General features: G+C 73.3%; 22 protein-coding genes and 1 pseudogene. 13 read left to right on the top strand and 10 right to left on the bottom strand.

Annotation, left to right across the window (positions count from 1 at the left end):
* From AB0E05_RS32630 to AB0E05_RS32605, 6 genes and pseudogenes are all read left to right on the top strand, one after another.
* Positions 1-182 (top strand): annotated as a pseudogene (locus AB0E05_RS32630) (hypothetical protein); the annotation flags it as partial.
* Between the two features lie 204 nt (positions 183-386).
* Positions 387-1496, top strand: coding sequence for an aliphatic sulfonate ABC transporter substrate-binding protein (locus AB0E05_RS32625; RefSeq protein WP_361970521.1), 1110 nt, complete (start codon positions 387-389; stop codon positions 1494-1496).
* A 30-nt stretch (positions 1497-1526) separates the two neighbouring features.
* Positions 1527-2324 carry an ABC transporter ATP-binding protein gene (locus AB0E05_RS32620; RefSeq protein WP_361970519.1) on the top strand — a complete coding sequence of 266 codons (798 nt, stop codon included), beginning with the start codon at positions 1527-1529 and terminating at the stop codon, positions 2322-2324.
* Positions 2311-3255 (top strand): ABC transporter permease, encoded by a 945-nt coding sequence (locus AB0E05_RS32615; protein ID WP_361970517.1) that lies wholly within the window; start codon positions 2311-2313, stop codon positions 3253-3255. Before AB0E05_RS32620 ends, AB0E05_RS32615 begins: the two co-directional genes overlap by 14 nt.
* An 8-nt stretch (positions 3256-3263) precedes the next feature.
* A complete protein-coding gene (locus AB0E05_RS32610) occupies positions 3264-4220 on the top strand; it encodes a sirohydrochlorin chelatase (protein ID WP_361970516.1) in 957 nt (318 codons plus the stop codon).
* 102 nt (positions 4221-4322) lie between these two features.
* A complete protein-coding gene (locus AB0E05_RS32605; RefSeq protein WP_361970514.1) occupies positions 4323-4514 on the top strand; it encodes a DUF4236 domain-containing protein in 192 nt (63 codons plus the stop codon).
* 8 nt (positions 4515-4522) lie between these two features.
* Here the strand turns inward: AB0E05_RS32605 and AB0E05_RS32600 are convergent, their stop codons facing one another.
* The 4 genes from AB0E05_RS32600 to AB0E05_RS32585 form a co-directional block, all read right to left on the bottom strand.
* Positions 4523-5074 (bottom strand): DUF1697 domain-containing protein, encoded by a 552-nt coding sequence (locus tag AB0E05_RS32600; protein WP_361970512.1) that lies wholly within the window; start codon positions 5072-5074, stop codon positions 4523-4525.
* Between the two features lie 36 nt (positions 5075-5110).
* Positions 5111-6418, bottom strand: coding sequence for a sugar ABC transporter substrate-binding protein (locus AB0E05_RS32595; protein ID WP_361970527.1), 1308 nt, complete (start codon positions 6416-6418; stop codon positions 5111-5113).
* A 14-nt stretch (positions 6419-6432) separates the two neighbouring features.
* Positions 6433-7230: a carbohydrate ABC transporter permease gene (locus AB0E05_RS32590; protein ID WP_361970526.1), complete on the bottom strand. Its 798-nt coding sequence runs from the start codon at positions 7228-7230 to the stop codon at positions 6433-6435.
* Positions 7231-7340: 110 nt separating this feature from the next.
* On the bottom strand, positions 7341-8207 hold the full coding sequence (locus AB0E05_RS32585) for a sugar ABC transporter permease (protein WP_361970524.1): 867 nt from the start codon (positions 8205-8207) through the stop codon (positions 7341-7343).
* Between the two features lie 237 nt (positions 8208-8444).
* Here AB0E05_RS32585 and AB0E05_RS32580 point away from each other — a divergent pair, with 237 nt between their 5' ends.
* Positions 8445-9311: an aminoglycoside phosphotransferase family protein gene (locus AB0E05_RS32580; protein WP_361970510.1), complete on the top strand. Its 867-nt coding sequence runs from the start codon at positions 8445-8447 to the stop codon at positions 9309-9311.
* 148 nt (positions 9312-9459) lie between these two features.
* Positions 9460-9798, top strand: a complete 339-nt coding sequence (locus AB0E05_RS32575; protein WP_361970508.1) for a hypothetical protein — start codon at positions 9460-9462, stop codon at positions 9796-9798.
* 282 nt (positions 9799-10080) lie between these two features.
* Here the strand turns inward: AB0E05_RS32575 and AB0E05_RS32570 are convergent, their stop codons facing one another.
* Both AB0E05_RS32570 and AB0E05_RS32565 read right to left on the bottom strand, forming a co-directional pair.
* Complete coding sequence (locus tag AB0E05_RS32570) at positions 10081-10803, bottom strand: exonuclease domain-containing protein (RefSeq protein ID WP_361970506.1); 723 nt, start codon at positions 10801-10803, stop codon at positions 10081-10083.
* A gap of 63 nt (positions 10804-10866) precedes the next feature.
* Positions 10867-12102 carry an SAV2148 family HEPN domain-containing protein gene (locus AB0E05_RS32565; RefSeq protein ID WP_361970504.1) on the bottom strand — a complete coding sequence of 412 codons (1236 nt, stop codon included), beginning with the start codon at positions 12100-12102 and terminating at the stop codon, positions 10867-10869.
* A 374-nt stretch (positions 12103-12476) separates the two neighbouring features.
* On the opposite strand from AB0E05_RS32565, the gene glgX reads away from it, so the two are divergent.
* Together glgX and treY are read left to right on the top strand one after the other, a co-directional pair.
* Positions 12477-14624 (top strand): glycogen debranching protein GlgX, encoded by a 2148-nt coding sequence (gene glgX / locus AB0E05_RS32560; protein ID WP_361970502.1) that lies wholly within the window; start codon positions 12477-12479, stop codon positions 14622-14624.
* 90 nt (positions 14625-14714) lie between these two features.
* Entirely contained in the window at positions 14715-17051 is a 2337-nt protein-coding gene (treY, locus tag AB0E05_RS32555) for a malto-oligosyltrehalose synthase (protein ID WP_361970500.1), read from the top strand.
* Positions 17052-17084: 33 nt separating this feature from the next.
* Here the strand turns inward: treY and AB0E05_RS32550 are convergent, their stop codons facing one another.
* Positions 17085-17648, bottom strand: coding sequence for a DUF1707 and FHA domain-containing protein (locus AB0E05_RS32550; RefSeq protein WP_361970498.1), 564 nt, complete (start codon positions 17646-17648; stop codon positions 17085-17087).
* A 314-nt stretch (positions 17649-17962) separates the two neighbouring features.
* Here AB0E05_RS32550 and AB0E05_RS32545 point away from each other — a divergent pair, with 314 nt between their 5' ends.
* The 3 genes from AB0E05_RS32545 to AB0E05_RS32535 all read left to right on the top strand — a co-directional run bounded on the left by AB0E05_RS32545 (position 17963) and on the right by AB0E05_RS32535 (position 21917).
* Positions 17963-18868: a GNAT family N-acetyltransferase gene (locus tag AB0E05_RS32545; protein WP_361970497.1), complete on the top strand. Its 906-nt coding sequence runs from the start codon at positions 17963-17965 to the stop codon at positions 18866-18868.
* Between the two features lie 235 nt (positions 18869-19103).
* Complete coding sequence (gene treZ, locus AB0E05_RS32540; protein ID WP_361970495.1) at positions 19104-20867, top strand: malto-oligosyltrehalose trehalohydrolase; 1764 nt, start codon at positions 19104-19106, stop codon at positions 20865-20867.
* A gap of 51 nt (positions 20868-20918) precedes the next feature.
* Positions 20919-21917 (top strand): aldo/keto reductase, encoded by a 999-nt coding sequence (locus tag AB0E05_RS32535; RefSeq protein ID WP_361970493.1) that lies wholly within the window; start codon positions 20919-20921, stop codon positions 21915-21917.
* 438 nt (positions 21918-22355) lie between these two features.
* Here the strand turns inward: AB0E05_RS32535 and AB0E05_RS32530 are convergent, their stop codons facing one another.
* The 3 genes from AB0E05_RS32530 to AB0E05_RS32520 form a co-directional block, all read right to left on the bottom strand.
* Positions 22356-23501 carry a M24 family metallopeptidase gene (locus tag AB0E05_RS32530; RefSeq protein WP_361970492.1) on the bottom strand — a complete coding sequence of 382 codons (1146 nt, stop codon included), beginning with the start codon at positions 23499-23501 and terminating at the stop codon, positions 22356-22358.
* 69 nt (positions 23502-23570) lie between these two features.
* Positions 23571-24581 carry a hypothetical protein gene (locus AB0E05_RS32525; RefSeq protein ID WP_361970490.1) on the bottom strand — a complete coding sequence of 337 codons (1011 nt, stop codon included), beginning with the start codon at positions 24579-24581 and terminating at the stop codon, positions 23571-23573.
* A 78-nt stretch (positions 24582-24659) separates the two neighbouring features.
* Complete coding sequence (locus tag AB0E05_RS32520; protein ID WP_361970488.1) at positions 24660-25313, bottom strand: nucleoside/nucleotide kinase family protein; 654 nt, start codon at positions 25311-25313, stop codon at positions 24660-24662.
* Positions 25314-25503 lie beyond the last annotated feature (190 nt).

Raw genomic sequence — 25503 nt, 5'->3', positions numbered from 1 at the left:
TCGCCCTCGACCCCTACACCCACTCCCGCCGCACCGGCGCCTTCCTCCTCATCGACCCCAACAACGGCACCACCCTCACCGCCGCCATGACAGGCGACAGCTTCGTGACCGCGGCCCGCTCGGCGCGGGCCGCCGCGGAGCCGGCCGAGGGTCCGGACGAGAAGTCGGAGTGGGACTTCTGATGACGAACGTGTTCGCCACCTTCGCGAAAGAGGGCGGTCGGGTGGGTAGTGGCACCCTCGGCGCAGGTTCGGGAGGTGTGGAGCGATGTGCGCGCTGACCCGCGTCCCGATCCACCCGCGCCGAAAACGAAAACCCTTACCCGACGACTCCCCGGACCCGCCGCACCGGCGTGACCTCCGGGGACAACGAGAGGAACCCCTCCCGTGCCTGCCACCCGCCCCGCCCTCCGCCGTGCCCTCGCCCTGACCGCCGCACTGCCGCTGCTGATCGGCGCGCTCGCCTCCTGCGGCTACGGCTCCGAGGCCGAGAAGGACGACGACGTCGCCCCGGCCGCGAAGGGGAAGAAGCTCTCCGCCGACACCGTGCGCCTCGGCTACTTCCCCAACCTCACCCACGCCACCGCGCTCGTCGGTGAGCAGGAGGGCATCCTCCAGAAGGAGCTCGGCGGGACCGCGATCAAGTCGACGACCTTCAACGCCGGCCCCTCCGAGATCGAGGCGCTCAACGCGGGCTCCATCGACATCGGCTTCATCGGCCCCTCCCCCGCGATCAACGGCTTCACCAAGTCCAAGGGGAAGAACCTGCGGATCGTCGCCGGTTCGGCGTCCGGCGGGGTCAAGCTGGTGGTCAACCCGGCGAAGATCAAGACGCTGGACGACCTCAAGGGCAAGAAGATCGCCACCCCCCAGCTGGGGAACACCCAGGACGTCGCCTTCCTGAACTGGATCGCGGAGCAGGGCTGGAAGACGGACGCGCAGAGCGGCAAGGGCGACGTCTCCGTGGTCCGCTCGGACAACAAGATCACCCCGGACGCGTACAAGTCCGGTTCCATCGACGGCGCCTGGGTGCCCGAGCCGACCGCCGCCCGACTGGTCAGTCTGGGGGCGAAGGAACTCCTGGACGAGTCCACGCTGTGGCCGGACAAGAAGTTCGTCATCACCAACGTGATCGTGAACCAGAAGTTCCTCAAGGACCACCCCGACGTGGTGGAGGCCGTGGTCCGCGGCACGGTGAAGACCAACGCGTGGATCAACGCGAACTCCGACGCCGCGAAGAAGTCCGCGAACACCAAGCTCAAGGCGCTCACCGGCAAGGAGCTGCCCGCGGAGATCATCGACGGCGCGTGGCCGTCGATCCAGTTCCTGGACGACCCGCTGGCCAGCACCCTCCAGGCCCAGGCCGATCACGCCGTGAAGGCGGGCCTGCTGAAGGAGCCCGACCTGGCCGGCATCTACGACCTGCGGCCCCTGAACAAGGTGCTGAAGGCCGAAGGCAAGCCCGAGGTCCCCGACGCCGGTCTCGGCGTCAAGTAAGCCGTAAGCCACTCCCAGGAGGTGACGACCATGGCCAGCGCCACTGTGACGAAGGACCGGGCCGGGGCCCGTACGACGGCCGGGTACGCCGCGCGGATCGAGCACGTCTCGAAGTCCTTCGCGACGCCTGCGGGACGGCAACTCGTCCTGGACGACATCACGCTCGATGTCGCTCCGGGCGAGTTCGTCACCCTCCTCGGTGCTTCGGGGTGCGGCAAGTCGACGCTGCTCAACCTGGTCGCCGGGTTGGACGCGCCCTCCGCGGGGGCCATCGAGACCCCCGGCGGGCGCCCGGCGCTGATGTTCCAGGAGCACGCGCTGTTCCCGTGGCTGACCGCGGGCCGGAACGTGGAGCTGGCGCTGCGGCTGCGCGGCGTCCCCAAGGCGGAACGGCGCCCCGAGGCCGAGCGGCTGCTCGAACTGGTGCGGCTGGGCGGGGCGTACGGCAAGCGGGTGCACGAGCTGTCCGGCGGGATGCGCCAGCGCGTGGCGTTGGCGCGGGCGCTCGCCCAGGACAGCCAACTGCTGTTGATGGACGAGCCGTTCGCGGCGCTGGACGCCATCACCCGGGACGTGCTGCACGACGAGCTGACCCGGATCTGGCGGGAGACGCAGCTGTCGGTGCTGTTCGTGACGCACAACGTCCGCGAAGCGGTCCGGTTGGCGGAACGGGTGGTGCTGTTGTCGTCCCGGCCCGGGCGGATCGCCCGCGAGTGGAAGGTCGGCATCGAGCAGCCGCGGCGCATCGAAGACGCCGAGGTGGCGGAGCTGTCCATCGAGATCACCGAAGAACTGCGGGGGGAGATCCGCCGACATGGCCAGCACTGAAAGTCCGGCGAAGGACGCCAAGGGCGCCAAAGGCGCTGCGGGCGGCGAGGACGCCGGGGCGGCCCGGGCCGGCTCGGGGGACCTCGCCGGGCTGGAGGCGGGGCTGGACGCCCTGGACGCCGTACAGACCCAGCGGACCCCGCTGCGGCAGGTCCTGCTGAACAAGGTGCTGCCGCCGCTGGTGGCGGTCGCCCTGGTGGTGGCGGTCTGGCAGACCCTGGTGTGGGCGGAGGTCACCGACGCGGGCTCCCTGCCCGCTCCGTCCGCAGTGTGGGACAGCCTGTCCGACCTGTGGCTCCAGGGGACGCTACTGGAGATCGTGTGGACCAGCGTCTCGCGCGGTCTGCTCGGCTTCCTGCTGGCGCTGGCGATCGGCACCCCGCTCGGGCTGCTCGTCGCCCGGGTGAAGTTCGTCCGGGCGGCGATCGGGCCGATCCTCTCCGGCCTCCAGTCGCTGCCCTCGGTGGCGTGGGTGCCGCCCGCCGTGATCTGGCTGGGGCTCAACAACCAGATGATGTACGCGGTGATCCTGCTCGGCGCCGTCCCGTCGATCGCCAACGGGCTGGTGTCCGGCGTGGACCAGGTCCCGCCGCTGTTCCTGCGGGCCGGGCGCACGCTGGGCGCCACCGGCCTCAAGGGCACCTGGCACATCGTGATGCCCGCGGCGCTCCCGGGCTACGTGGCGGGGCTCAAGCAGGGCTGGGCGTTCTCCTGGCGGTCCCTGATGGCGGCGGAGATCATCGCCTCCTCCCCCGATCTGGGCCTCGGCCTCGGCCAGTTGCTGGAGAACGGCCGCAACAACTCCGACATGCCGGGAGTCTTCCTGGCGATCCTGCTGATCCTGGTGGTCGGCATCGCCATCGACCTGTTGATCTTCAGCCCGCTGGAGCGCGCGATCCTGCGGGGTCGCGGTCTCCTCGTCAAGAACTGAGCGCCGTCATGTCCCTTCCCCGTCTCCTCGTCGTCGCCCACGGCAGCCGTGACCCCCGGCACGCCGCGACCGTGCACGCCCTGGTCGGGCGGGTGCGGGCGCTGCGGCCCGGAGTGCGCGTGGAGACGGGGTTCCTGGACTTCAACGCGCCGTCGGTGCCGCAGGTGTTGGAGCGGCTGGCGGCCGACGAGCCGGGGGCGCGGGGCGCCGCGGTGGAGGTGGTGGCGCTGCCGCTGCTGCTGACGCGCGCCTTCCACGCCAAGTCGGACATCCCGGCCGTGCTGGCCGAGGCGTCCGCCCGGCTGCCGCGGCTGCGCGTCCGGCAGGCGGAGGTGCTGGGGCCTGTGGTGAGTTGTCCCGTGGAGCAAGGAGCGGCGCCTGGTGGCGTCGGATCCAAGGCGGAGGAGGGAGTGATGGCGGAGCCATCGCGACCGACGACAACGCCGGAGGCGGCGGTGCCAGGCACCGCGACGCCGCGGGACAACTCACCACAGGCCCTGGGCCCCTCGCCGCTGCTGCTGGCTGCGCTGGAGCGGCGGCTGACCGAGGCCGGGGCGGCGCCGTCCGCCGCCGTCCGACGCTCGACCGGGGTCGTCCTGGCCTCGGCGGGCTCCACAGACCCGGAGGCGATCGCAGCGATCGCAGAAACGGCGCGGGAGCTGCGGCGCACCGGTTGGTGCTCCGTGCGGCCTGCGTTCGCCTCCGCATCCCTTCCGCGCACGGAGGACGCCGTGCGCGCGCTGCGGGCCGACGGCTGCGCGCGTGTGGCCGTCGCCCCGTACGTGATCGCCCCGGGCCGGCTGCCGGACCGGATCGCTGCGGGGGCCCGGGAGGCGGACGTCCTCGCGGACGTCCTCGGCCCCTCGCCCGAACTGGCGCGGCTGCTCGTCGAACGGTACGAGCAGGCGGTCGCCGCGGCCCGCGGCGAGCGTGCGGCGCCCGCACGGATCGAGGTTTCCGCGTAGCGCCCGGTACGGTCGGTGGTCCGTGACGCGCTCGTGGCACCTCGGTGACGCGGCCGGAGCGGGGGTCGGGCACCATCGGGGGAACGAGGGCGGGAGGCCGGAATGCCGTTCCACTACCACAAGCGGATCACGCTGATCCCGAAGCTGCTGCACGTCACGATCAGTCGGCACGGCTGGTCCTGGTCGCTCGGCGGCCGACGGGCGCATCTGACGCGGGACAGCCACGGCCGACGCAGCGCCGCGGTGCGGCTGCCCGGCGGCTTCAGCCTGCGCCGGGACTCCCGCCGCCACTAGGGCGTGTCTTACGCCCTGGTCAACTCGACCAGCTTGGTCACCGTGTTCCAGTTGCGGGTGGTGGCGACCAGGCCGCGGGTGACGGAGGGGCGGGCGAGGGCGTCGGCGAGCTTGGACCGGCCGAGCCCTTCGGGGGCGTACAGGTACAGCGCGCGGTCGCCGATGCGGAACTCCTCGGGCGTGAACGCCGCCTGGTCGATGCCGTCGAAACGCTCGGGCGTGACGGGCCCGGAGAAGTACGTGACGTGGAGCTGCTTGGCCTCCAGCGCATCGGCGGGGAACGGGCAGTCGGCCACCACCGCGCTCAGGTAGTCCCCGTCGCGCACGAGGCAGTCGACGGCGAAGCCGAAGTGGCCCTCGACGGCCTCCTCCAGGGCGCGGCGCACCGCCTCGCCGTCGGCGTCGTCGGCGGCGGTGAAGGCCGCATTGCCGCTCTGGAGGTGGGTGACGACGTCACGGTGGCCCAGGTCCGCGATGACGGCGCGCAGTTCGGCCATGGGGACCTTGCGGTGACCGCCGACGTTGATCCCGCGCAGGAGCGCCGCGTATCTCGTACTCATGCACCTCACTGTAGGGACCGGGTCCGACAGCGGGGGTCAGTCCCGCTGGTAGCGGGCGAGCACCAGGTTCCCGTCGCGGACCAGCCGTTTGCGCAGCTCGCGTTCGTCGATGGCGCCGCTGTAGTACTCCTGGTACGCCGGGGTCGCCACCTTGTCCTTCCACTCCGGGTAGCCGCGGACGGACTGGGCGGGCGCGGGGCGCAGTCCGCGCGCCAGGGCGGTGCCGACGGCCCAGCCGTGTTCGACGGTGCGCAGGGACGGGTCGGCCAGGGCGCGGGTCCCGGTCGGGAGCATCCAGTCGCCGCGGGCGAGTCGGACCGCGTGCTCGGGCTGGAGCAGGAAGTCGACGAAGCGGGCGGCCTCCCGCTTGTGGCGGGTGTCCTCGGCGATGGACAGGGTCTGCGGGCTCACGCCCTGCACGGCACCGCCGGGCCCGACGGGCATCGGCAGCACCGTCCACTCGAAGCCCTCGGGGGCCTGCTGCACGACCTGTTGGCGGTACGAGAAGCCGAGCGGCACCATCGCGTACTTGCCGCCGAAGAAGCCGGGCAGGGCGTCGGAGCCCCCGCCGCCGAGGGTGGTGCGGGCCGCGGTGCGGTCGCGGTTGACCTGGTCGCGCACGACGGCGGGCATCACGCCGTCCGCGTCGGTGAAGCGGATGCGGACCTTGCCGTCGTCCTCGCGGTGGAAGAGCCGTCCGCCGGCCGACAGCCCCATGTTGAGGCTGATGGAGACCGGTTCCTTGAGCGGCCAGGCGACGGCGTGCTTCCCCTTGCCCATCCGGGCGGTCAGGTCCTTGGCGACCTGGCGGAACTCCTCCCAGGTCCAGGGGGCTTCGGGGGTGGGGACACGGACGCCGGAGGCGGTGAGGAGCTTCCGGTTGGCGATGAGGACCTTGGGTTCCTGAAGGAAGGGGACGCCGTACACGCCCTCGCCGAAGGTCGTGGTGAGCCAGCTCTCCCGGGGGATGTCGTCGACCAGCCGATCGGACAGCAGTCCCCGCAGGTCGGCGAGGTATCCGCCGTAGGCGAAGTCGCCGAGGTCGTCGGAGGCGTCGTGGATGACGTCGGGCGCCTCGCCGCCCTCGAAGGAGGTCAGCAGCTGGTCGTGGACGCTGTCCCAGTTGCCCTGGACGTACCTCACCCGGACGCCGGGGTTGGCCGCGTTCCACTCCCGCACCAGCGCCTTGTTGGCGTCGACGGACTCCTTCTGCCAGGCCAGGGAGAGGAAGCGGAGGCGGATCGTGCCGTCGTCGGGTCCGTCGTCGTCCGCGGTGCAGCCGGTCAGCAGCAGGGCCAACGCGGCGAGGAGGGTCAGCAGCTTCGTCCGCTTCGTCTGGGTCATTCGCTTCGTCTGGGTCATGACTTCATCGCCCCTGCGAGCACGCCGCCGGTGATCCGCCGCTGGATGAGCGCGAAGACCAACAGGGACGGGAGGGTCGCCAGGAACGCGGCGGCGGCGAGCGGGCCGAGGTCGGCGACGCCCTCCGCGCCGATGAAGTGCGTCAGCACGATCGGCAGGGTCTGTTTCTCCGGGGACTTCAGCAGGACGAGCGCGAAGAAGAACTCGTTCCACGCGGTGACGAAGGCGAAGAGCGCGGTGGCGACGATGCCGGGCGCGAGCAGCGGCGCGGTGACCGACACCAGGGTGCGGGCCCGGCTCGCGCCGTCCACCGCCGCGGCCTCCTCCAACTCGCGCGGCACCGCCCGCACGTATCCGCTGAGCATCCACAGCGCGAACGGCAGTGCCCACACCACGTACACGAGGACGAGCCCGGACAGGGTGTTGATCAGCCGCAGGTTCTTCAGGACGAGGAAGAGCGGGATGATCAGGAGGACGAAGGGGAACGCCTGGCTGAGCACGACCCAGCCGGTGGCGGCGGTGGCCAGCCGGGTGCGGACGCGGGCGATGACGTACGCCATCGGGGTGGCGATCACCACCGCGATCAGGGCCGCCGAGATCGCCACGAGCAGACTGTTGCCGGCGGCCCGCAGCAGCGGGTGCTCGTCGAACGCCTGGCGGAAGTTGTCGAGGGTGGGGTCCTTCGGGATCCAGGTGGGGTGCAGCGAGCCGAGTTCGCGGGCCGGTTTGAAGGCGGTGGACACCAGCCACAGAAACGGCAGGGCGAGGAAGAGCAGATAGCCGAGGAGGGCCAGGTACTGGCCGGCGCGGCCGGCCGTCGCCCGGGCACCGCGGCGACGGCGGCGGGCCGGGCGGGGCGCCCGGGCGGCCGTGCGGGCGGGGTCGATGGTGCCGCTGGGCTGCTTCACCGCTCGTCGCCTCCTTTGAGCCGGCCCACCAGATAGCAGGCGAGCAGCACCGAGATGACCGCGACCATGACGCAGCCCATGGCCGCGGCGTAGCCGAACTGGCCGTAGCGGAAGGCTTCTTCGTACGCGAAGAGCATCGGGAGCCGGGTGCGACCGCCGGGGCCGCCGGCGGTGAGCACCCACACCAGGGCAAAGGCGTTGAAGTTCCAGATGAAGTTGAGCGCGGTGATCGCCAGGGCGACGGGCCGCAGCGCCGGCCAGGTCACGGTGCGGAAGCGGCGCCAGGCCCCGGCGCCGTCGAGGGCGGCGGCCTCGTGGAGCTCCTGCGGGGTGTTCTGGAGGCCGGCGAGCAGGGCGACCGTGGTCTGCGGCATGCCCGCCCAGATGCCCACGACGATCACGGCGGGCAGCGCGGTGCCGAGGCCGGTGAGCCATGCCTGGCCGTCGCCGAGGCCGAGGTCGCGGACGGTTTCGTTGAGGATCCCGGCGTCCGGGTTGTAGACCAGGCGCCACATGATGCCGACGACGACTTCCGGCATCGCCCACGGGACGATCGCGAGGGCGCGCGCCAGCCAGCGCAGCCGCAGGTCCTGGTTGAGCAGCAGGGCGAGCCCGAGGGCGAGGGCGAACTGGGGGACGGTGACGCCGACGGCCCACAGCAGCCCGATGCCGAACGACTCCCAGAAGAGGGTGTCCTTGAGCAGGTCCTGGAAGTTCAGGGTGCCGATCCACTGGGTGGGCTGGGTGCGGCCGGCCTGGGCGTCGGTGAAGGCGAGGGAGATCCCGTACAGCAGCGGACCGACGCTCAGCACGAGGATCGGGAGCAGCGCGGGCAGGACGAGGAACCAGGCGCCGTGGTCCAGGTGCCGGCGCTTCGGGGGGCGGGTGTCGGTGTCGGTGCTGGGAGCCGCGGTCGCCGCTGTCACGGTTACGACTCCTTCGGTTCTGCGCCGGCCTGCGCCGCGGCTGCCTTTGCGGCCTGCTCCTGCGGGCCTGTGACATCGTCGTGACGGCCCCACCGGGCGTCAAGGACGCCTGCCGCGAATGCGACACTTTGGCGAGTTCGCACAGGTGAGTACGGAAGGCGCGGGACGCGAGGGATGGACGAGGCACGGGCACGGCAGGTTCTGGACACGGCGGGGCTGCGGGCGGCGGGGTCGTCGGGCGGCGCGGAGCTGATCGCGCTGGGCGAGAACGCGGTGTTCGCCGTCGACGACGTGGTCGTCAAGGTCGGCCGCTCGCACGAGCTGTTCGAGCGCGCGGAGCGCGAGGTGGCCGTCGGGGCGTGGCTGGCGGCGGCAGGTGTCCCGGCGGTACGGCCTGCTGAGGGCGGCGCACGGCTGGTGGAGGGGCACCCCGTGACGCTCTGGCACCGGCTGCCGGCCGCGGTGCGCCCCGCCGAGCCGGCCGACCTGGCGCCGCTGCTGCGGCAGGTGCACGCCCTGCCGGCGCCCGACTTCGCGCTGCCGCCCCGTGAGCTGCTGGCCGGGGTGGAGCGGTGGCTGCGGCTCGCGGGCGACGCGATCGACCCGGCGGACGCGGCGTACCTGCGGTCGCGGCGGGACGGCTTCGCGGTGGCTGCGGCGGCGCTGACGCCGCATCTGCCGCCGGGCCCCGTCCACGGCGACGCCCTGCCGCGCAACGTCCACGTCGGCCCGGACGGACCGGTCCTGGTGGACCTGGAGACGTTCTCCGCGGACCTGCGCGAACACGACCTCGTGGTGCTGGCGCTCTCCCGCGACCGGTACGGCCTGCCTTCGGCGGCGTACGACGCGTTCACCCGGGCGTACGGCTGGGACGTGCGCGAGTGGGAGGGCTGCGGGGTGCTGCGCGGGGCGCGGGAGACGGCGAGCTGCGCGTGGGTGGCGCAGCACGCCCCGACGAACCCGAAGGCGCGCGAGGAGTTCTCCCGCCGGGTGGCGTCCTTGCGCGAGGAGCGGGCCGAGGTCCGCTGGTACCCCTTCTGAGCCGTGCTCCCACCGGGGCGGGGCCACTCCACTGCGGGGCGAGCAATCGTTTCTGCTTGCCCCGGTGGGGTGGGGAAGGCGCGGGCGGCGGGTGACACGGGGCATCCAAGCGTCGCACCCGCATTCCCCCCACCCCTCGGAGGTAGCGATGAAACGTTTCCGAATCCCCGCGCTGGTGGCCCTGGCGCTCGCCGCGGCCTGCATGACGACCGTGGCGGTCGCACAGAACGAGAGCGGCACGGAGGCGCGGGCCCCCTTCACCCAGGTACAGGGTGATCTGCGTCAGGTACTGCCGAACACGATCCACGGCCAGGGGGTGCACTGTCCTCCGGGGACGGTGCCCACGGGGGGTGGCGGCAAGTCCCCGAACGACTTCCTGGTGATGACGGAGTCCTTCGCGGACGGCGACGAGTGGATCGTGACGTACCGCAACATCGGCGGCCAGCCGGCGAACTTCCGCCCCTTCGCGGTCTGCTCCACCCCCTGACGCCGGGCGTCGCCCCCTGACCCGCCGTTGCCCGGTGGGAGCGTTGGTCCCCGCGGCCCGGCGGGTGGCTTGTCGCGCAGTTCCTCCCCTACGCCCGGAGGGCGTGTTGGCACCCCCGCGCCCCCAAGAACCACGCCCTGCGGGCGTACTGCGTCGGTGCTGCTCCTCGCCCGTAGGGCGAGGGGTTTCAGGGGCGCGGGGAACTGCGCGACAAGCCAGGCACGGTCCGCAGTGACCGAACGCCCGTAGCGATACGGTGGTGGGTCCGGTCCGGTCGGCGCGTCAGCGAGACGCCGGGGCCGGGGCGCGCAACGGCCAGGACGCGTCCACGTCCGCCGAGGCGTTGCCCTTGCGGCGGAGGAAGGACTCGAAGTCCTTCGCCCACGCCGCGTACCACACGATCTGACGCGCATGCAGATCGGTCGCCGTGCTCGCCGCCACCGAAGCGTGGCGCGACGCCACCGCGCGCGCCACCCGGACCGCCGCCTCCGCGTCCGCCGTCGCGTCGTGGGCGTCGGCGAGCACGACCTCGTACTCCGCGCAGGCCGCTTCCAGGGTGCGCTTGCCCTTGCGGTAGCGATCGACGGCGCGGTCGATGGTGAGCGGGTCGATCACGGGCGCCGCGTCGCGACCGCCGAGGCGCTCCGAGAGCGTCGGCAGGCCGTGGCGCTGGAGCTCCGCGGTGAGCAGGGTCAGGTCGAACGCCGCGTTGTACGCGACGACGGGGGTGCCGCGCTCCCAGTGCTCACAGAGGACCGCGGCGACCTCGTCCGCGACCTCGCGCGCGGGGCGGCCCTCCGCCGTCGCCCGCTCCGTCGTGATGCCGTGGATCGCGGACGCCTGCTCCGGGATCCGCACCCCGGGGTCGGCGAGCCAGCCCCGGCGGTCCACGGGCCCCGCCACGCCCATGTGGACGATCGCGGCCGTGACGATCCGGGCCTGGAACGGCTCCGTGCCCGTCGTCTCCAGGTCGAAGCCGACCAGTGGTTGCGTGTGCCAAGTCATCCCGGGCCCCTTCTCCATGACGCTCCCCCAGTTGCCCTTCACCCTCGCATGCCGCACTGACATTCAGGAGACCGGGCGGGAGTCGGCCCACACCGACTCGAACTCCTCGCGGTAGATCTGGAACAGTCCGTGCTCCCCCGGGTCGTCCGGATCCGTGGCCCGCACCACCGACCGGCCGCCGCCGCGCAGCACCAGCACCGGCGCCTCGATGCCGCGGGCCTTGCGCAGGTACGTCTGGACGACGGCGACGCCGTCGGGGCCGTCGCCGTCGACGAGGTAGGCGGTGAAGCGGGGCGTCTCGTCGAAGACGTGGATCTCGAACGCCCCCGGGTCCCGCAGCCGCGAGCGCACCCGGCGCACGTGGAGGATGTTCATCTCCACGGTCCGGCTCAGCTCGCCCTTCTTGAGGCCCAGTTCGCGCTCTCGCCGCTTGACCGCGCTGCTCGCCGGGTTGAGGAAGAGCAGCCGCACCCGGGCGCCCGCCTCGGCGAGCCGGACCAGGCGGCGGCCGGAGAAGTTCTGCACGAGCAGGTTGAGGCCGATGCCGACGGCGTCGAGCCGGCGCGCCCCGCCGAACAGGTCCTCCGCCGGGATCTGGCGCTGGAGGCGCACCCGGTCGGGGTGGACGGAGACGACGTCCGCGTACCGGTCTCCGACGAGGTCCTCGACGGCGTCGACGGGCAGCCGGTCCACGGAGCGGGCGCCGGTGCCGAGCATCTCCAGGAGCCGGGCGGAAGCCCGTTCGGCCTGGGCGAGGACGGCTTCGTTCAGGGCCCGGTTGCGGGAGACGACGTTGCGCGCCACCTCCAGCTCGTCCAGGGCGAGTTCCACGTCGCGCCGGTCGTCGAAGTACGGCTCGAAGCAGGGCCAGTGCTGCACCATCAGCTCGCGCAGCTGCGGCAGGGTCAGGAAGGAGAGGACGTTGTCGTCGGCGGGGTCGAGGAGGTAGCCCTTGCGCCGGGAGACCTCCCGGACGGCGACGGCCCGCTGCACCCACTCCTGCCCCGCGGGGCCGGCCGCGGCGACGACCCAGTCGTCGCCGTGCACGGGTTCGTAGATGGGGCGCAGGACCGCGGCGACCACGGCCCGCAGCCGCTGCTCCACCAGGTTCAGCCAGATGTAGGCGCGGCCGGCGCGCTGGGCGCGGGTGCGCACCTCGCGCCAGGACTCCGCGTCCCACTCCAGCTCCGCCCCGATCTCCACCGGTCTGGCGAGGGAGACCGCGCCCGGCGGTACGTCGGCGGTGTCCCCCTCGTGACCACCGTCACCGGGGGGTAGCTCCAGCCCTCCCGAGCTCACCGGCGTGCCCCTTCCCGTCCCCCACCAAAGATCACCGAAGACTACTCCGCAAGCGTGAGAAGGTGCAGCCGGATGCACAGGCTCCTTTCCCAACTCCCGCCCGGGTTGCGGACGTTCTCCTCGGCCGCGGTCCGGGGAGTGAGCGGATTCATAGCGGTGGGACCGGCGCGGCGGGCCGGGGTGCCCGCCGGAGCGGTCGGGGCGGACGGTCGGCCGCCGTCCGGGGCGCCTTGCGGGTGACGGCACGCGCTCCGTGTTGACCTGCGCCGTCCGGCGCCGTCCGCGGGCGGTCGGGGGGTGCTCGGGGTACGTTCGGTCGGGAACCGGGCCCCGCGTCCCCCACCCGCCCGGATCAGAAGGGGCAGAGTCGATCCATGCAGGTCTGGCCGGGGCAGGCGTATCCCCTCGGTGCCACGTACGACGGCGCCGGCACGAACTTCGCGGTGTTCTCGGAGGCCGCGTCCCGCATCGAACTGTGCCTCCTGCACGACGACGGGTCCCAGACCGCGGTGGAGCTGCGGGAGACGGACGCCTTTGTGCGCCACGCCTACCTGCCGGGGGTGATGCCGGGGCAGCGGTACGGCTTCAGGGTGTGCGGCCCGTACGCGCCGGAGCGCGGGCAGCGGTGCAACTCCGCCAAACTGCTGCTCGACCCGTACGCCCGTGCGATGAGCGGAAGCGTGCGGTGGGACGAGTCCGTCTACGGATACCGCTTCGGCCGGCCCGACTCCCGCAACGACCTGGACTCGGCGGCGCACACCATGAGCTCGGTGGTGGTGAACCCGTACTTCGACTGGGGCGACGACCGTTCGCCCCGGACGGACTACCACCGCACGGTGATCTACGAGGCCCATGTGAAGGGTCTGACGATGCTCCACCCCGAGCTGCCGCCGGAGCTGCGCGGCACGTACGCGGGGCTGGCCCACCCGGCGGTGGTCTCGCACCTGACGGAGCTGGGCGTCACCACGCTGGAGCTGATGCCGGTGCACCAGTTCGTGCACGACCACCGGTTGGTGGACGCGGGGCTGCGCAACTACTGGGGCTACAACACGATCGGGTTCTTCGCCCCGCACAACGCGTACGCCTCCTGGGGCGACCGGGGCGAGCAGGTGCTGGAGTTCAAGCACGCGGTGCGCGCGCTGCACCAGGCGGGCATCGAGGTCATCCTCGACGTGGTCTACAACCACACCGCGGAGGGGAACCACCTCGGCCCGACGCTCTCCTTCCGGGGGTTGGACAACGCGTCGTACTACCGGCTGGCGGAGGACCGGCGGCACTACACGGACACCACCGGGACCGGGAACTCGCTGCTGATGCGCTCCCCCCACGTCCTCCAGCTGGTCATGGACTCGCTGCGGTACTGGGTCACCGAGATGCACGTCGACGGGTTCCGCTTCGACCTGGCGGCGACGCTGGCCCGGCAGTTCCACGAGGTGGACCGGCTGTCATCCTTCTTCGACCTGGTGCAGCAGGACCCGGTGGTCAGCCAGGTGAAGCTGATCGCGGAGCCGTGGGACCTGGGCGAGGGCGGCTACCAGGTGGGGAACTTCCCCCCGTTGTGGACCGAGTGGAACGGCAAGTACCGCGACACGGTGCGCGACCTGTGGCGCGGCGAGCCGCGCACCCTCGCCGAGTTCGCCTCCCGGCTCACCGGCTCGTCCGACCTCTACCAGGACGACGGGCGGCGCCCGCTGGCCTCCATCAACTTCGTCACCTGCCACGACGGCTTCACGCTGCGGGACCTGGTGTCGTACGACGAGAAGCACAACGAGGCGAACGGCGAGCAGAACCGGGACGGCGAGAGCCACAACCGCTCCTGGAACTGCGGGGTGGAGGGCGAGAGCGACGACCCCGGGGTGCGGGAGCTACGGGCCCGGCAGATGCGGAACTTCATCGCCACGCTGATGCTCTCGCAGGGCGTGCCGATGCTCAGCCACGGCGACGAGTTCGGCCGCACCCAGGGCGGCAACAACAACGCGTACTGCCAGGACGACGAGCTGGCGTGGGTCCACTGGCCGCAGTCCGACCCGGCCGAGGACGGTGCGGAGGACGACGGTCTCGCGCGGCGGTCGCTGCTGGAGTTCACCCGGGCGATGGTGTGGCTGCGGCGCGACCACCCGGTCTTCCGCCGTCGTCGCTTCTTCCGCGGCCGGCCGGTGCAGGGCACCCACGACGAGCTGACGGACATCGCCTGGTTCACCCCGCAGGGCACGGAGATGCGGCAGCGGGACTGGCAGTCGGCGCAGGCCCGGGCGATGTCGGTGTTCCTCAACGGGCACGCGATCTCCGAGCCGGGCCCGCGCGGGGAGCGGATCCGGGACGACTCGTTCCTGCTGATGGTGAACGCCGGCGACGCGGACCTCGACTTCACCGTGCCCGTGCACCACGGCCGCGAGTGGCAGGTGGTGGTGGACACCGCCCGGACGGCGGGGGTGCCTCCGGGCGGCGGCACGAAGGTGGTGGGCGGCCAGCGGATCCGGCTGCTGAACCGCAGTCTGACGGTGCTGCGGCGGCCCGCGTAGCGGCCGACCGGGTGCGGGGTCACTCCACCGGGGGATGCCCGGAGCGGTGGCACTGACACAGGTGCCGTCCGCGCGGGTACGTACGCCACCATGAACCCGACCTCCACCTATCGGCTCCAGCTCCAGCCCGACTTCCCCTTCGCGCGGGCCGCGGCCGTGCTGCCGTACCTCGCGGGGCTGGGGATCTCGCATCTGCACCTGTCGCCGGTGCTGGAGGCCGTGCCCGGCTCCACCCACGGCTACGACGTCACGGACCCCACCCGCGTGCGGGCCGAACTCGGCGGCGAGGACGGCCTGCGGGCACTGGCGCGGGCCGCGCGGGAGCACGGCATGGGCCTGGTGGTGGACGTCGTGCCGAACCACATGGCACTCTGCCCGCGCCACTCCCCCGCGCTGTGGGAGGTGCTGCGCTCCGGCCCCGCCTCGCCGTACGCCCGCTGGTTCGACGTCGACTGGGACGCGGGCGGCGGGCGGGTGCTGCTGCCGGTGCTGGCCGGGCCGTTCGGGGAGGAGCTGGCGGCCGTACGGGTGAACGGCGACGCGGTGGAGTACGGGGAGCACCGCTTCCCGCTGCGCGCCGACGGGCCCGCCCCCGACGCGGACCTGGTGGAGCTGTTGGACGCCCAGCACTACCGGCTCGGCTGGTGGCGGCTGGCCCGCACCGAGCTGACGTACCGGCGCTTCTTCACCGTCGCGGAGCTGATCGGGGTGCGGGTGGAGGACCCGGCGGTCTTCGACGCCACCCACGCGAAGATCCTGGAGCTGGTCCGGGACGGGGTGGTGGAGGGGCTGCGGGTGGACCACCCCGACGGACTCGCGGACCCGGAGGCGTACCTCGCGCGGCTCGACGAGGCGACGGGCGGGGCGTGCTGGACGGTGGTGGAGAAGGTCCTCGCCGGCGGCGAGCACCTGCCGCCGTCCTGGCCGGTCGCCGGCACGACGGGGTACGACGCGCTGCGGTACGTGGACGGCCTCTTCACCGATCCGCAGGGTGCGGCCGAACTCACCACCTCCTACCGGCGGTTCACCGACGTCGCGGGCGACCGCGGCGGCCACTGGGACGCGACGGCCCGCCGCGCCGCCCACCGGGTGGTCACCCACGCGTTGGCGTCGGAGACCGCGGCGCTGACCCGGCTCGCGGTGCGGGTGTGCGCCGGGGAGCCGGCGCTGCGCGACCACGCGCCGTGGGCGCTGCGGGCCGCGGTCCGGGAGCTGCTGGTGCGGCTGCCGGTGTACCGGCCGTACCGGGTGGGCGGCGAGGAGGTGCTGACGCTGCGGGCCGCGGCGGTGGCGAAGGCCACCTTCCCGGTGCTGGCGGAGAGCTCCGCGGTGGACGTCGTACGGGACCTGGCGCTCGGGCGGCTCGGCGCGGGCGCGGACCACGACGCCTTCCGCGCCCGGTTCGCCCAGACGGCGTCCGCGCTGCGGGCGAAGTCGGTGGAGGACACGGCCTTCTACCGGTACGTCCCGCTGCTGAGCGCGAACGAGGTCGGCGGGGACCCGGGCGAGCCCGCCCTCACTCCGGCCGCGTTCCACGAGCACTGCGGGCGCATCGCCCGCGACTGGCCGACCACGGGCACGGTGCTCACCACACACGACACCAAGCGCAGCGCGGACGTGCGGGCGCGGATCGCGGTGCTGTCCCAGTGCCCCGAGCGGTGGGACGCCTTCTTGGCGCAGGTCACCGAGGAGGCGGCGCGCACGGATGGCGGGCGGGCGCCCGACGCTCAGGTGGCGTGGGCCGCGTGGCAGACCGCGGTCGGCTTCGGCTTCCCGTACGAGGACCGGCTGCGGGCGGCGCTGCTGAAGGGGGCCAGGGAGGCGGCGCTGCACACCAGTTGGACGGAGCCGGACGAGACGTACGAGCGGGCGCTGGCGGCCTTCGTCGCGGCCGGCCCGGCCGGTCCCCCGCTGTACACGGTGGCGCAGTTCGCCCGCGAGTTGGAGCCGTGGGCGCGGGCGAACGCACTGGGCGCTGCGCTGCTGCACCTGACGATGCCGGGCGTGCCGGACGTGTACCAGGGCACGGAGCGGGAGTACCTGGCGCTGGTGGACCCGGACAACCGTGCGCCGTTCGACGAGGGTGCGGGCGACGAGAAGACGGCACTGACCCGGGCGGCGCTGCGGCTGCGCCGGGAGCGCCCGGAGGTGTTCGGCGCGTCGGGCGCGTACGCACCGCTGGAGGTCAGCGGGCCGGCGGCCGAGCACTGCGTGGCGTACTGCCGCAAGGGCGAGGTGGTGGTGGCCGTCACCCGGCTGGCGCTGCGGCTGGAGCGGGCCGGGGGGTGGCGCGGGACGGAGGTGGAGCTGCCGGAGGGGCCGTGGGCGGACGTGCTCGCAGGGCGGGCGGTGCGCGGCGGGCGGGTGGCGGTGGCGGAGCTGTTCCTGGAGGGCCCGGTGGCGCTGCTGGCCCGCCCGCGCGACTGAACGCCACGGCGCACGCGGCCGGATGACGTGGCGTCAGCGGGCGGTGAGGCGGAAGGCGATGTTGCCGAAGGTGACCGCGTCGCCGGCGCGCACCGGGATCGCGCCGGTCACCCGGCGGCCGTTGACGGTGGTGCCGTTGGTGGAGCCGAGGTCCCGCAGGATCCACACGCCGTGGCGCAGGCTCAGCTCCGCGTGCGCCCGGGAGACGCTCTCATGGCTCAGCCGCAGGCCGTTGCCCGGGTCGCGGCCTATCCGCAGGGCGTCGGGCCCCGGCTCGGGCAGCAGCAGCGCCGGGAGCTTCTCGGCGTGCCATGCCCTGCGCAGCCGTACGAAGAAGGCGGACACCCCGCCCACCGAGCGGACCAGCCGGTGGGCGAGGTCGCCGTCGCCGCGCAGATCGGCGGTGAGGGACTTGAGTTGGTCCGGATCGCGGGCGGCCAGGGCCAGTTCCATCCGGCGCTCGAACGTGGCGTACGAGAGCCGGCCGTCGGCCGCGCCGTCGGTGAGCTGCCCGATGACCCGGTCCCGCTCGGCGTCGGTGGGACGCGGGGGTACGGGGCCGGCGGGCAGCGCGGGGAACTCGGTGGACGACGTCACGCCGTCAATTGTCGGTCCGGCACGGTCGAGGTGTCCACACGATCGGCCGCTTCGACCGCCACGGTCCGGGTGTTGACCTGCACGGAAGCTACGGTTCCGGTACGGCTCGGAAACACGGGCGCCCCGGGAAAAGCCGTTGGACGGCCGGAGGTCTCTCGGGTTAGCGTGCTCACGACGCCGAAGAGACCGGATCGGAAGGAGGCGAGTGCCGTGCAGTCCATCGCATTCTCGCGCTCCCTTCCGCACCTTCGCGCGTTCGTCAGCTGACCGGGAGCGCACTTCATCCGTAGTTGTGCATCCCGGAGGCTTTTTCCATGACCTCTCTGGTCATCCGTGCCCTTTCCGAGGGCGACGCCCATCTTTTCGACACCCTGCCCGACCCGCTCGGCATGACCGAGGCGATGGCCCGCAGGACCTACCGCCCCGAGTGGAAGCGGGTCGCGCTGCGCGACGGCAGGGTCGTCGCCCGCGCCGCCTGGTGGGGCGGCCCCGACGACACCTCCCCCCTCAACGTCAACTGGTTCGACGTCGCCGAAGGCGAGGAGGAGGCCGGCGCCGAACTGCTGCGCACCTCTCCCCACCAGGTGGACTACGAACTGGTGCTGCCCGCCGACTGGCGCGCCGACCCGGCGCTGAAGGCCGCCGGCGAAGCCCGGATCCGGGCCGCCGAAGCCGCCGGCATGAGCGTCCTCGTCGAGCGGTACCGCTATCTGTGGACGCCCGAGCGCGGGCTCCCCGAGCGGCCGGGCCGGCTGGTGTTCCGGCCGGAGCCGGACGACGAGGTCGTGCTGGACGTGCTGCGGCGGGTCCACACCGGCACCCTGGACGCGCACGCGCTGCGGGCCATCGAGGAGGGCGGCCTGGAGCAGGCGGCCCGTGAGGAGTTGGAGTTCTTCCACTGGTGCCCCTCGCCGCGCGAGTGGTTGCAGTTCGCGTACGCCCCGGACGGGGAACTGGTCGGGCTGCACGTGCCCGCCCACAACCCGAGCGGGCCGTGCGTCGGCTTCATCGGGGTGGTGCCCGAGGCCCGCGGCCACGGCTACGCCTACGACCTGCTGGTGGAGTGCACCCACCGGCTCGTCGAGGAGGGGGCCCGGGAGATCGCCGCGGCCACGGACCAGCCGAACGTGCCCATGGCGAAGAACTTCGCCCGGGCCGGCTATCCGGTCGTGCAGGAGCGCATCGACCTGCTGCCGGGGTCGGCGCCCACCTCCGTGTGATCCGTACGCGGTCCCGTCCTGAGCGTTGATCGTGCGCGGGGGTGTCCAGCGAGTTCCGGGCACCCCCGTGCCGCACGCGCACCGGGCGAGCCATCGGCGTGGCCCGTGACCCCACTGGCCGCACCGACCGCCCCTCCGGGCCCCGGGCTTGTCAGGATGGAGGCCGTACGGCCCCGGCGGCCCGGCCCGGGTCCGTCGTACGGGCTGCGTACGGCGTCGAGGACGAGGGGATGCGGTGCTGTTCGAGGTGTGGGCGCCCCGCGCTCGCGAGCGGGTCACGCTGTGGCTGGCGGGCGAGCGGCGGGCGACGGAGCGCGACGAGGACCGTCCGGGCTGGTGGTGCGCCGAGGCGGACGCGGACGACGGCACGCGGTACGGCTTCGCGCTCGACGACGGCCCGGTGCTGCCCGACCCGCGCTCGCGCCGCCAGCCCGACGGCCCCGAGGGTCCGAGCGCGGTCGTACTCCCCGACGCGTACGACTGGCGGCACGACTGGCCGGGGCGCGGGCTGCGCGGCGCCGTCCTGTACGAGCTGCACATCGGCACGTACACCGTCGAGGGCACCTTGGACGCGGCGGCGGACCGGCTCGGCGAACTCGCGGAGCTGGGGGTGAGCCATGTCGAGCTGCTGCCGCTGTGCCCCTTCCCCGGGGTGCACGGCTGGGGGTACGACGGGGTGCTGCCGTGGGCGGTGCACGAGCCGTACGGCGGGCCGGCCGCGCTCAAGCGGTTCGTCGACGCCGCGCACGGGCACGGCATCGGCGTCGTCCTGGACGTCGTGCACAACCACTTCGGCCCGTCGGGGAACCGGCTGCCCGCCTTCGGCCCGTATCTGACGGAGGCGCACCGCACCCCGTGGGGCCCCGCGGTCAATCTGGACGGCCCCGGCTCGGACGAGGTGCGGGCGTACCTCCTCGGCAGCGCACTGCGGTGGCTGCGGGAGTTCCGCCTGGACGGGCTGCGGCTGGACGCGGTGCACGCGCTCGTCGACGACCGCGCCCGCACCTTCCTGGAGGAGCTGTCGACCGCGGTGGACCGGCTCGCCGACGAGCTGCGCCGACCGCTGTTCCTGATCGCCGAGTCCGACCGGAACGACCCGCGCACCACCGCGGCGCGCGACGCGGGCGGCCTCGGGCTGCACGCCCAGTGGAACGACGACTTCCACCACGGGCTGCACACCGCCCTCACCGGCGAGTCCCAGGGCTACTACGCCGACTTCGCCGCCCACCCCGAGGGCGGCGCTGCGGGTGCGCTCGCCAAGTCGCTGACCCGGGTGTGGTTCCACGACGGCACGTACTCCGCCTTCCGGGGCCGCACCCACGGCCGCCCGGTGGACCTGACGCGCGCCCCGGCCCACCGCTTCGTCGGCTTCGCCCAGTCCCACGACCAGATCGGCAACCGGGCGGCGGGGGACCGGCTCTCGGCGTCGCTGGAGCCGGGCCTGTCGGCGTGCGCGGCGGCCCTGGTGCTGACGGGCCCCTTCACCCCGATGCTGTTCATGGGCGAGGAGTGGGGCGCCCGCACGCCCTGGCAGTACTTCACCGACCACACCGACCCCGAGGTGGCGCGGGCCGCGCAGGAGGGCCGGCGGCAGGAGTTCGCGGCGCACGGCTGGGGCGCCGGGGACGTGCCGGATCCGCAGGACCCCGCCACCCGTCGGCGCTCCTGCCTGGACCGGGCCGAGCGCACCCGCCCGCCACACGACCGGCTGCTGGCCTGGTACCGGGAGCTGATCGCCCTGCGCCGCGCCCAACCGGACCTCACCGACCCGGACCTGGCGACGGTGCGGGCGGCACACGACGGGTCGGGCCGGTTCGTGGTGCGCCGCGGGGACCTGCGGATCGTCTACAACCTCGGGACGGAGCCGGTGCGCGTGCAGGTGGGCGCGGGCGCCCGGGTGCTGGCCTCCTGGGATCCACCCGACGCGGCCGGGGCGCCCGACGCTTCGGGCGGGCTGCGGCTCGGCCCGCACACCTGCGCCGTCGTCCTCGTCCCGTGACCGCTGCGTGATCACGTGACGGTCGCCTCCGCTGACCATAGGGTCGGTGCCATGGAGCAGAAGAACCTCGGCAGGACGGGCCTGCGCGTCAGCGAACTGGCCCTCGGCACCATGAGCTTCAGCGGCGACGAGGACGGCCACCGCGTCCTCGACGCCTTCGCGGACGCGGGCGGCACGTTCATCGACACCGCCGACATGTACGCACGGGGCGCATCGGAGGAGATCCTCGGCCGCTGGCTCGCCAAGCGGCGGCGGGAGGACTTCGTCATCGCGACGAAGGTGTGGGGGCGCATGGGTGACGCGCCGAACGACCAGGGGCTGGGCCGCAAGCACCTCGTCGCCGCGGTGGAGGCGAGCCTGCGGCGGCTGGGCACCGACTACGTCGACCTGTACCAGACCCACATCTGGGACGCCTGGACCCCGCTGGAGGAGACCCTGGCGACCCTGGACGCCCTGGTGACCGCGGGCAAGGTGCGCTACCTGGGCACCAGCAACGTGACGCCCTCCCAGCTCCAGCGCTCCCTGGACCTGGCGCGGCACGCGGGCTGGGAGCCGTACGTCTGCCTCCAGCCGCGCTACAACCTGCTCTGCCGGGAGACGGAGTGGGAGCTGCTGCCGCTCTGCGCCGAACAGGGCGTCGGCGTCATCCCGTGGGGGCCGCTGGCCGGCGGCTGGCTGACCGGCAAGTACCGGCGGGGCATGGAGTCCGTGCCCGAGGGTTCGCGCGAGGCGTACTGGCAGCGGCAGAGCGGCAAGGAGGGCTGGCGCTCCAAGGCGACGGAAGAGACCTGGCGGGTGCTGGACGCGCTGGAGGAGGTCGGCGAGGAGACCGGCCGGACCCCGTCCCAGGTGGCGCTGCGCTGGCTGGCGGAGCAGCCCGGGGTGACCGCGCCGATCCTCGGGCCGCGCACCGCGGAGCAGCTCGCGGACCACCTCGGCGCGGTGGGCTGGGAGCTGACGCAGGAACAGCGGGCCCGGCTGGACGGGGCGAGCGCCCGACCGCTGCCGTATCCGTACGAGATGCAGTCCCGGCTCGGGGACAACCGCTAGGGCGTGTCTGACAAATAGCGTCGTCCGCCCTTGGGGCGGGGGCCGCGGCGTCCGGTGCGTGCAATCGCAAGGCGGAGGGTCTTCCTCGTACTGGTGGTACGAGGGAGATCCGACAACGCGGCGAGTGTGCGTGCCGGACGTCGCGGCCCAGACGGGATTTGTCAGACACGCCCTAGGACCTTGGCGGGCGCGGTGGCGTCGTCGGGGGCCACGCGGTGATGGCGTCACCCCGGTGGTGGGTTGGTCGCGCAGTTCCCCGCGCCCCCAGAAGACCTCTGCCGCTGCCCGCGGACGAGATGCGGGGGCAGCGAAACAGCGGCGCTGGGGGTCCCCCCGTGCCCGCAGGGCACAGGGGGCGGAACTGCGCGAACAACCACGACGCACCCGCGGGGACCAACGCTCCCTGCCACGGCCCGGCCGGCGCCGTGCCGGAGGCGCCTACTCGACGATCGCCATCGTCCGGTCGGTGTCGTTCAGCCGGCGGCCACCGTCCTCGGTGACCGTCACGATGTCCTCGATGCGGACGCCGAACCGGCCCGGCAGATAGATCCCCGGCTCGACGGAGAAGCACATGCCGGGCACCAGCGGCTGCTCCTCCCCTTCGACGATGTACGGGGGCTCGTGGGTCGTGACGCCGATGCCGTGGCCGGTGCGGTGGATGAACAGGTCCCCGTAGCCGGCCTCTTCGACGATCTCGCGGGCCGCGCGGTCGACGTCCTGGCACGGCACGCCGGGCCGCACCGCTTCGCAGCCGGCCTGCTGGGCCTCGCGCACCACGTCGTGGACGTGCTGCTCGGCCGGGGTCGGCTCGCCGACGTGGACGGTGCGCGTGGTGTCGGAGCCGTATCCGTCCTTGAGGCCGCCGAAGTCCATCACGACCATGTCGCCGTGCTCGATGGTGCGGTCACCGGCCTCGTGGTGGGGGTTGGCGCCGTTGGGGCCGGAGCCGACGATGGTGAAGTCCACCTGGGAGTGGCCGAACTGCCGCAGCAGCGCGTCCAGGTCACGGGCGACCTCCGACTCCCGGCGACCGGCGAACCGCACCTTCAGGATCTCCTCGTACGTGGCGTCCGCCGCGGCGCCGGCCGCGGCCAGCCGCGCCAGTTCGTGGGCGTCCTTGACGGCGCGCAGCATCGGCAGGACGTCCGTGAGCGCCGCGTACGAGGTGTTCGGCAGCGCCTTTTGCAGCCCGAGGACGTGCAGGGCCCAGGTGTTGTCGCTGACCGCGTACCGGCCGGTGGGCGCGAGGAGGTCCGCGGCGATGGCGTACGGGTCCATGCCGTCGGTCCAGTCGCGCAGCGCCAGCGCGGGGGCGGCCACGGCCTTCGCGGCGTCCGGGGCCTCCAGGGCGGGCACGACGAGGACGGGGTCGGCCCCTTCGGACAGCACGAGGAGGGTGAGGCGTTCGGTGTCCGCGGGCGGCCCGTAGCCGGTGAGGTGGACGAGGTCGGGCCCGGGGGCGAGGAGCAGTCCGGCGAGTCCGGCGGCCGCGGCGGCCCGGGCGGCCCGGTCCATGCGGGCGCGGTAGTCGTCGGCGGTGAAGGGCGCGGGCACGGGAGTCGTGGACACGGGTTCGGTGGACATGGACCCATCGTGCCCGCGGCCGGTGACCGGCGCGACCCCTGTCCGGGCGCTGCGGAACGGCCCGTGGGGTCAGCGCCCCCCGCCGGGGCCGTCGCCGCGCTCGCCGTCGTCGTCGCCCGGGATCCCCTGGTCCTCGGCGATCAGCCGCTCCAGCAGCTCCTGGAACTCCCGGCCGACCACGATCCGCATCCCCTCGCCGTCGCCCTCGTCGTCGCGGTCGCTGAGCTGGGTGAGGGTCCCGTCGCGCCACCAGTAGACGTACGGGCTGATCGCGCCGGGGGTGTCGGCGAAACCGGACGCGGCGAAGCCGGCGAGCGCGTTGAGCGCGGGGATCAGGCTCACGTCCCGGATGACGTGGAAGGCGAGCTGGTGCCGGAAGGGGAAGGCGACCAGGGCTCCCTCCGGCGGCAGGGTCTCCCCCGTCAACTCCCGCACCACGCTCTCCAGCACCAGCACCCGGCTGGCGGTGTAGAAGGAGTCGCCGACGACCACCTCGAAGCGCACGCCGTCCTCGCCCTTGACGGACTCGTGGCTCTCGATGGGCAGTCCGCGGAGGTTGTACAGGGCCTGTTCCCGCAGGTAGCGCAGGTCTCCGAGGGGTGCGAGGGCCTCGTCGGTGAGCATCATGACGCTCTCCGGCAGATCGAGCGCGATGACCTCCCACAGGCCGGGGCCGAGGCTGCGGGCGTACTCGAAGCCGGCCGGGTCGAAGCCCTCGGCGCCGAGGACGCGGGGATAGAGCTGGGCCCGGATCTGCTCGGTGGGGAGCGTGTCGAGGGCGGACGGCGCCTCCATGGTGCGCAGCACCATGCCGACGTGCTTGCGGACGAGTTCGGGCCAGGCACGGGGGCCGCGGTCGTCGTTGTGCACCACGGCGGCGAGGTTGGCGAGGCCGAACTGGCGGCCCGCGCTGTCGGAGACGACGCCCGCGTACACCGTCACTTCCAGGCCCTGCTCGGCGAAGGCTTCCCGCACGTGGGAACGGAAGCGGGAGCCCTCGTCGACGGAGAAGTAGGAGAACTCGGGGTCCCGGGGCGCGTCGCGTCCGTCGCGCTTCGGCCCTCGCCGGAAGAACCCCACGTCATCCGCCCTTCACTCGACTGCCGTGCCCTTCTTCGAGCGTACCCACCCCGATCGTCCGACCAGGCAAAGCGGGGTTCAACTCGGGGCGCCGTGGCGTGCGGGCGGGCCCGACCGCACCACGTGGTCGGCGCGGTGCCGGCCCGGGGCGACGAGCCGGGCGTTCGCCTCGTCGGACCGCGCCACCCAGCGCTCGGCGTCCCCGCGCTCCTTGCCGTGCGCGACGTGTCGCTCCACCAGCCGGCGCACCCGGGTGTCCCGGTCGAGCTCCAGGTACCACGTCTCGTCGAGCAGCGACCGGACCCGGGCCCAGGGGCCGACGTCGTGCAGCAGGTAGTTGCCCTCGGTGACGATCAGGGGTGCGTCCGGAGGTACGGCGATGCTCCCTGCGACCGGCTCCTCCAGGTCCCGGTCGAAGGCGGGCGCGTACACGGTGACGCCGGCGGAGGGGGTGCGCAGCCGGGCGAGCAGCGCGAGGTACCCCTCGACGTCGAAGGTGTCGGGCGCGCCCTTGCGGTGGGCGCGCCCGAGCCGTTCGAGCTCGGCCTGCGCGAGGTGGAACCCGTCCATGGGCACGAGCACGGCGCCCCCGCCGAGCGCCTCGACGAGCTGCCGCGCGAACGTGGACTTCCCGGCGCCCGGCGCACCGGCGATGCCGAGGATCCGGCGGGGTCCGCGGGCGACGAGGGCGCGAGCGCGCCGAAGCGTCTCCCCCTGCAACGACGAACGCATACGCGCATTGTCCCACCCACGCGCCGGGCCGCCCCGGACGTCCCTGTCACGCCCCTGCGGCCCGTCTGCGGCTTCTCACGCGGTTCCGCCCCCCTGTGGGGGACCACAGCGCCCCTGACCACCCCGCCGTGACCCTGCGGGCGCTATGGTCTCTGCGGCCCGCACCCGCCCGACTTCCACGGGGAACGTG

It is taken from the genome of Streptomyces sp. NPDC048057 (assembly GCF_040653095.1).
Taxonomy (GTDB): Bacteria; Actinomycetota; Actinomycetes; order Streptomycetales; family Streptomycetaceae; genus Streptomyces.
The sequence above is the reverse complement of the archived record's forward strand: the minus strand, read 5'-3'. Positions and strand labels throughout refer to the sequence as shown.

What these genes read in the sequence shown, in the direction of transcription:
- AB0E05_RS32580 (WP_361970510.1), top strand. Translation starts at nt 8,445, where the DNA reads ATGGACGAGGCACGGGCACGGCAGGTTCTGGACACGGCGGGGCTGCGG.
- AB0E05_RS32595 (WP_361970527.1), bottom strand. Translation starts at nt 6,418, where the DNA reads ATGACCCAGACGAAGCGGACGAAGCTGCTGACCCTCCTCGCCGCGTTG.
- AB0E05_RS32610 (WP_361970516.1), top strand. Translation starts at nt 3,264, where the DNA reads ATGTCCCTTCCCCGTCTCCTCGTCGTCGCCCACGGCAGCCGTGACCCC.
- AB0E05_RS32520 (WP_361970488.1), bottom strand. Translation starts at nt 25,313, where the DNA reads ATGCGTTCGTCGTTGCAGGGGGAGACGCTTCGGCGCGCTCGCGCCCTC.
- AB0E05_RS32615 (WP_361970517.1), top strand. Translation starts at nt 2,311, where the DNA reads ATGGCCAGCACTGAAAGTCCGGCGAAGGACGCCAAGGGCGCCAAAGGC.
- AB0E05_RS32605 (WP_361970514.1), top strand. Translation starts at nt 4,323, where the DNA reads ATGCCGTTCCACTACCACAAGCGGATCACGCTGATCCCGAAGCTGCTG.
- AB0E05_RS32530 (WP_361970492.1), bottom strand. Translation starts at nt 23,501, where the DNA reads ATGTCCACCGAACCCGTGTCCACGACTCCCGTGCCCGCGCCCTTCACC.
- AB0E05_RS32570 (WP_361970506.1), bottom strand. Translation starts at nt 10,803, where the DNA reads ATGACTTGGCACACGCAACCACTGGTCGGCTTCGACCTGGAGACGACG.
- AB0E05_RS32620 (WP_361970519.1), top strand. Translation starts at nt 1,527, where the DNA reads ATGGCCAGCGCCACTGTGACGAAGGACCGGGCCGGGGCCCGTACGACG.
- AB0E05_RS32535 (WP_361970493.1), top strand. Translation starts at nt 20,919, where the DNA reads ATGGAGCAGAAGAACCTCGGCAGGACGGGCCTGCGCGTCAGCGAACTG.
- glgX (WP_361970502.1), top strand. Translation starts at nt 12,477, where the DNA reads ATGCAGGTCTGGCCGGGGCAGGCGTATCCCCTCGGTGCCACGTACGAC.
- AB0E05_RS32600 (WP_361970512.1), bottom strand. Translation starts at nt 5,074, where the DNA reads ATGAGTACGAGATACGCGGCGCTCCTGCGCGGGATCAACGTCGGCGGT.
- AB0E05_RS32575 (WP_361970508.1), top strand. Translation starts at nt 9,460, where the DNA reads ATGAAACGTTTCCGAATCCCCGCGCTGGTGGCCCTGGCGCTCGCCGCG.
- AB0E05_RS32545 (WP_361970497.1), top strand. Translation starts at nt 17,963, where the DNA reads ATGACCTCTCTGGTCATCCGTGCCCTTTCCGAGGGCGACGCCCATCTT.
- treY (WP_361970500.1), top strand. Translation starts at nt 14,715, where the DNA reads ATGAACCCGACCTCCACCTATCGGCTCCAGCTCCAGCCCGACTTCCCC.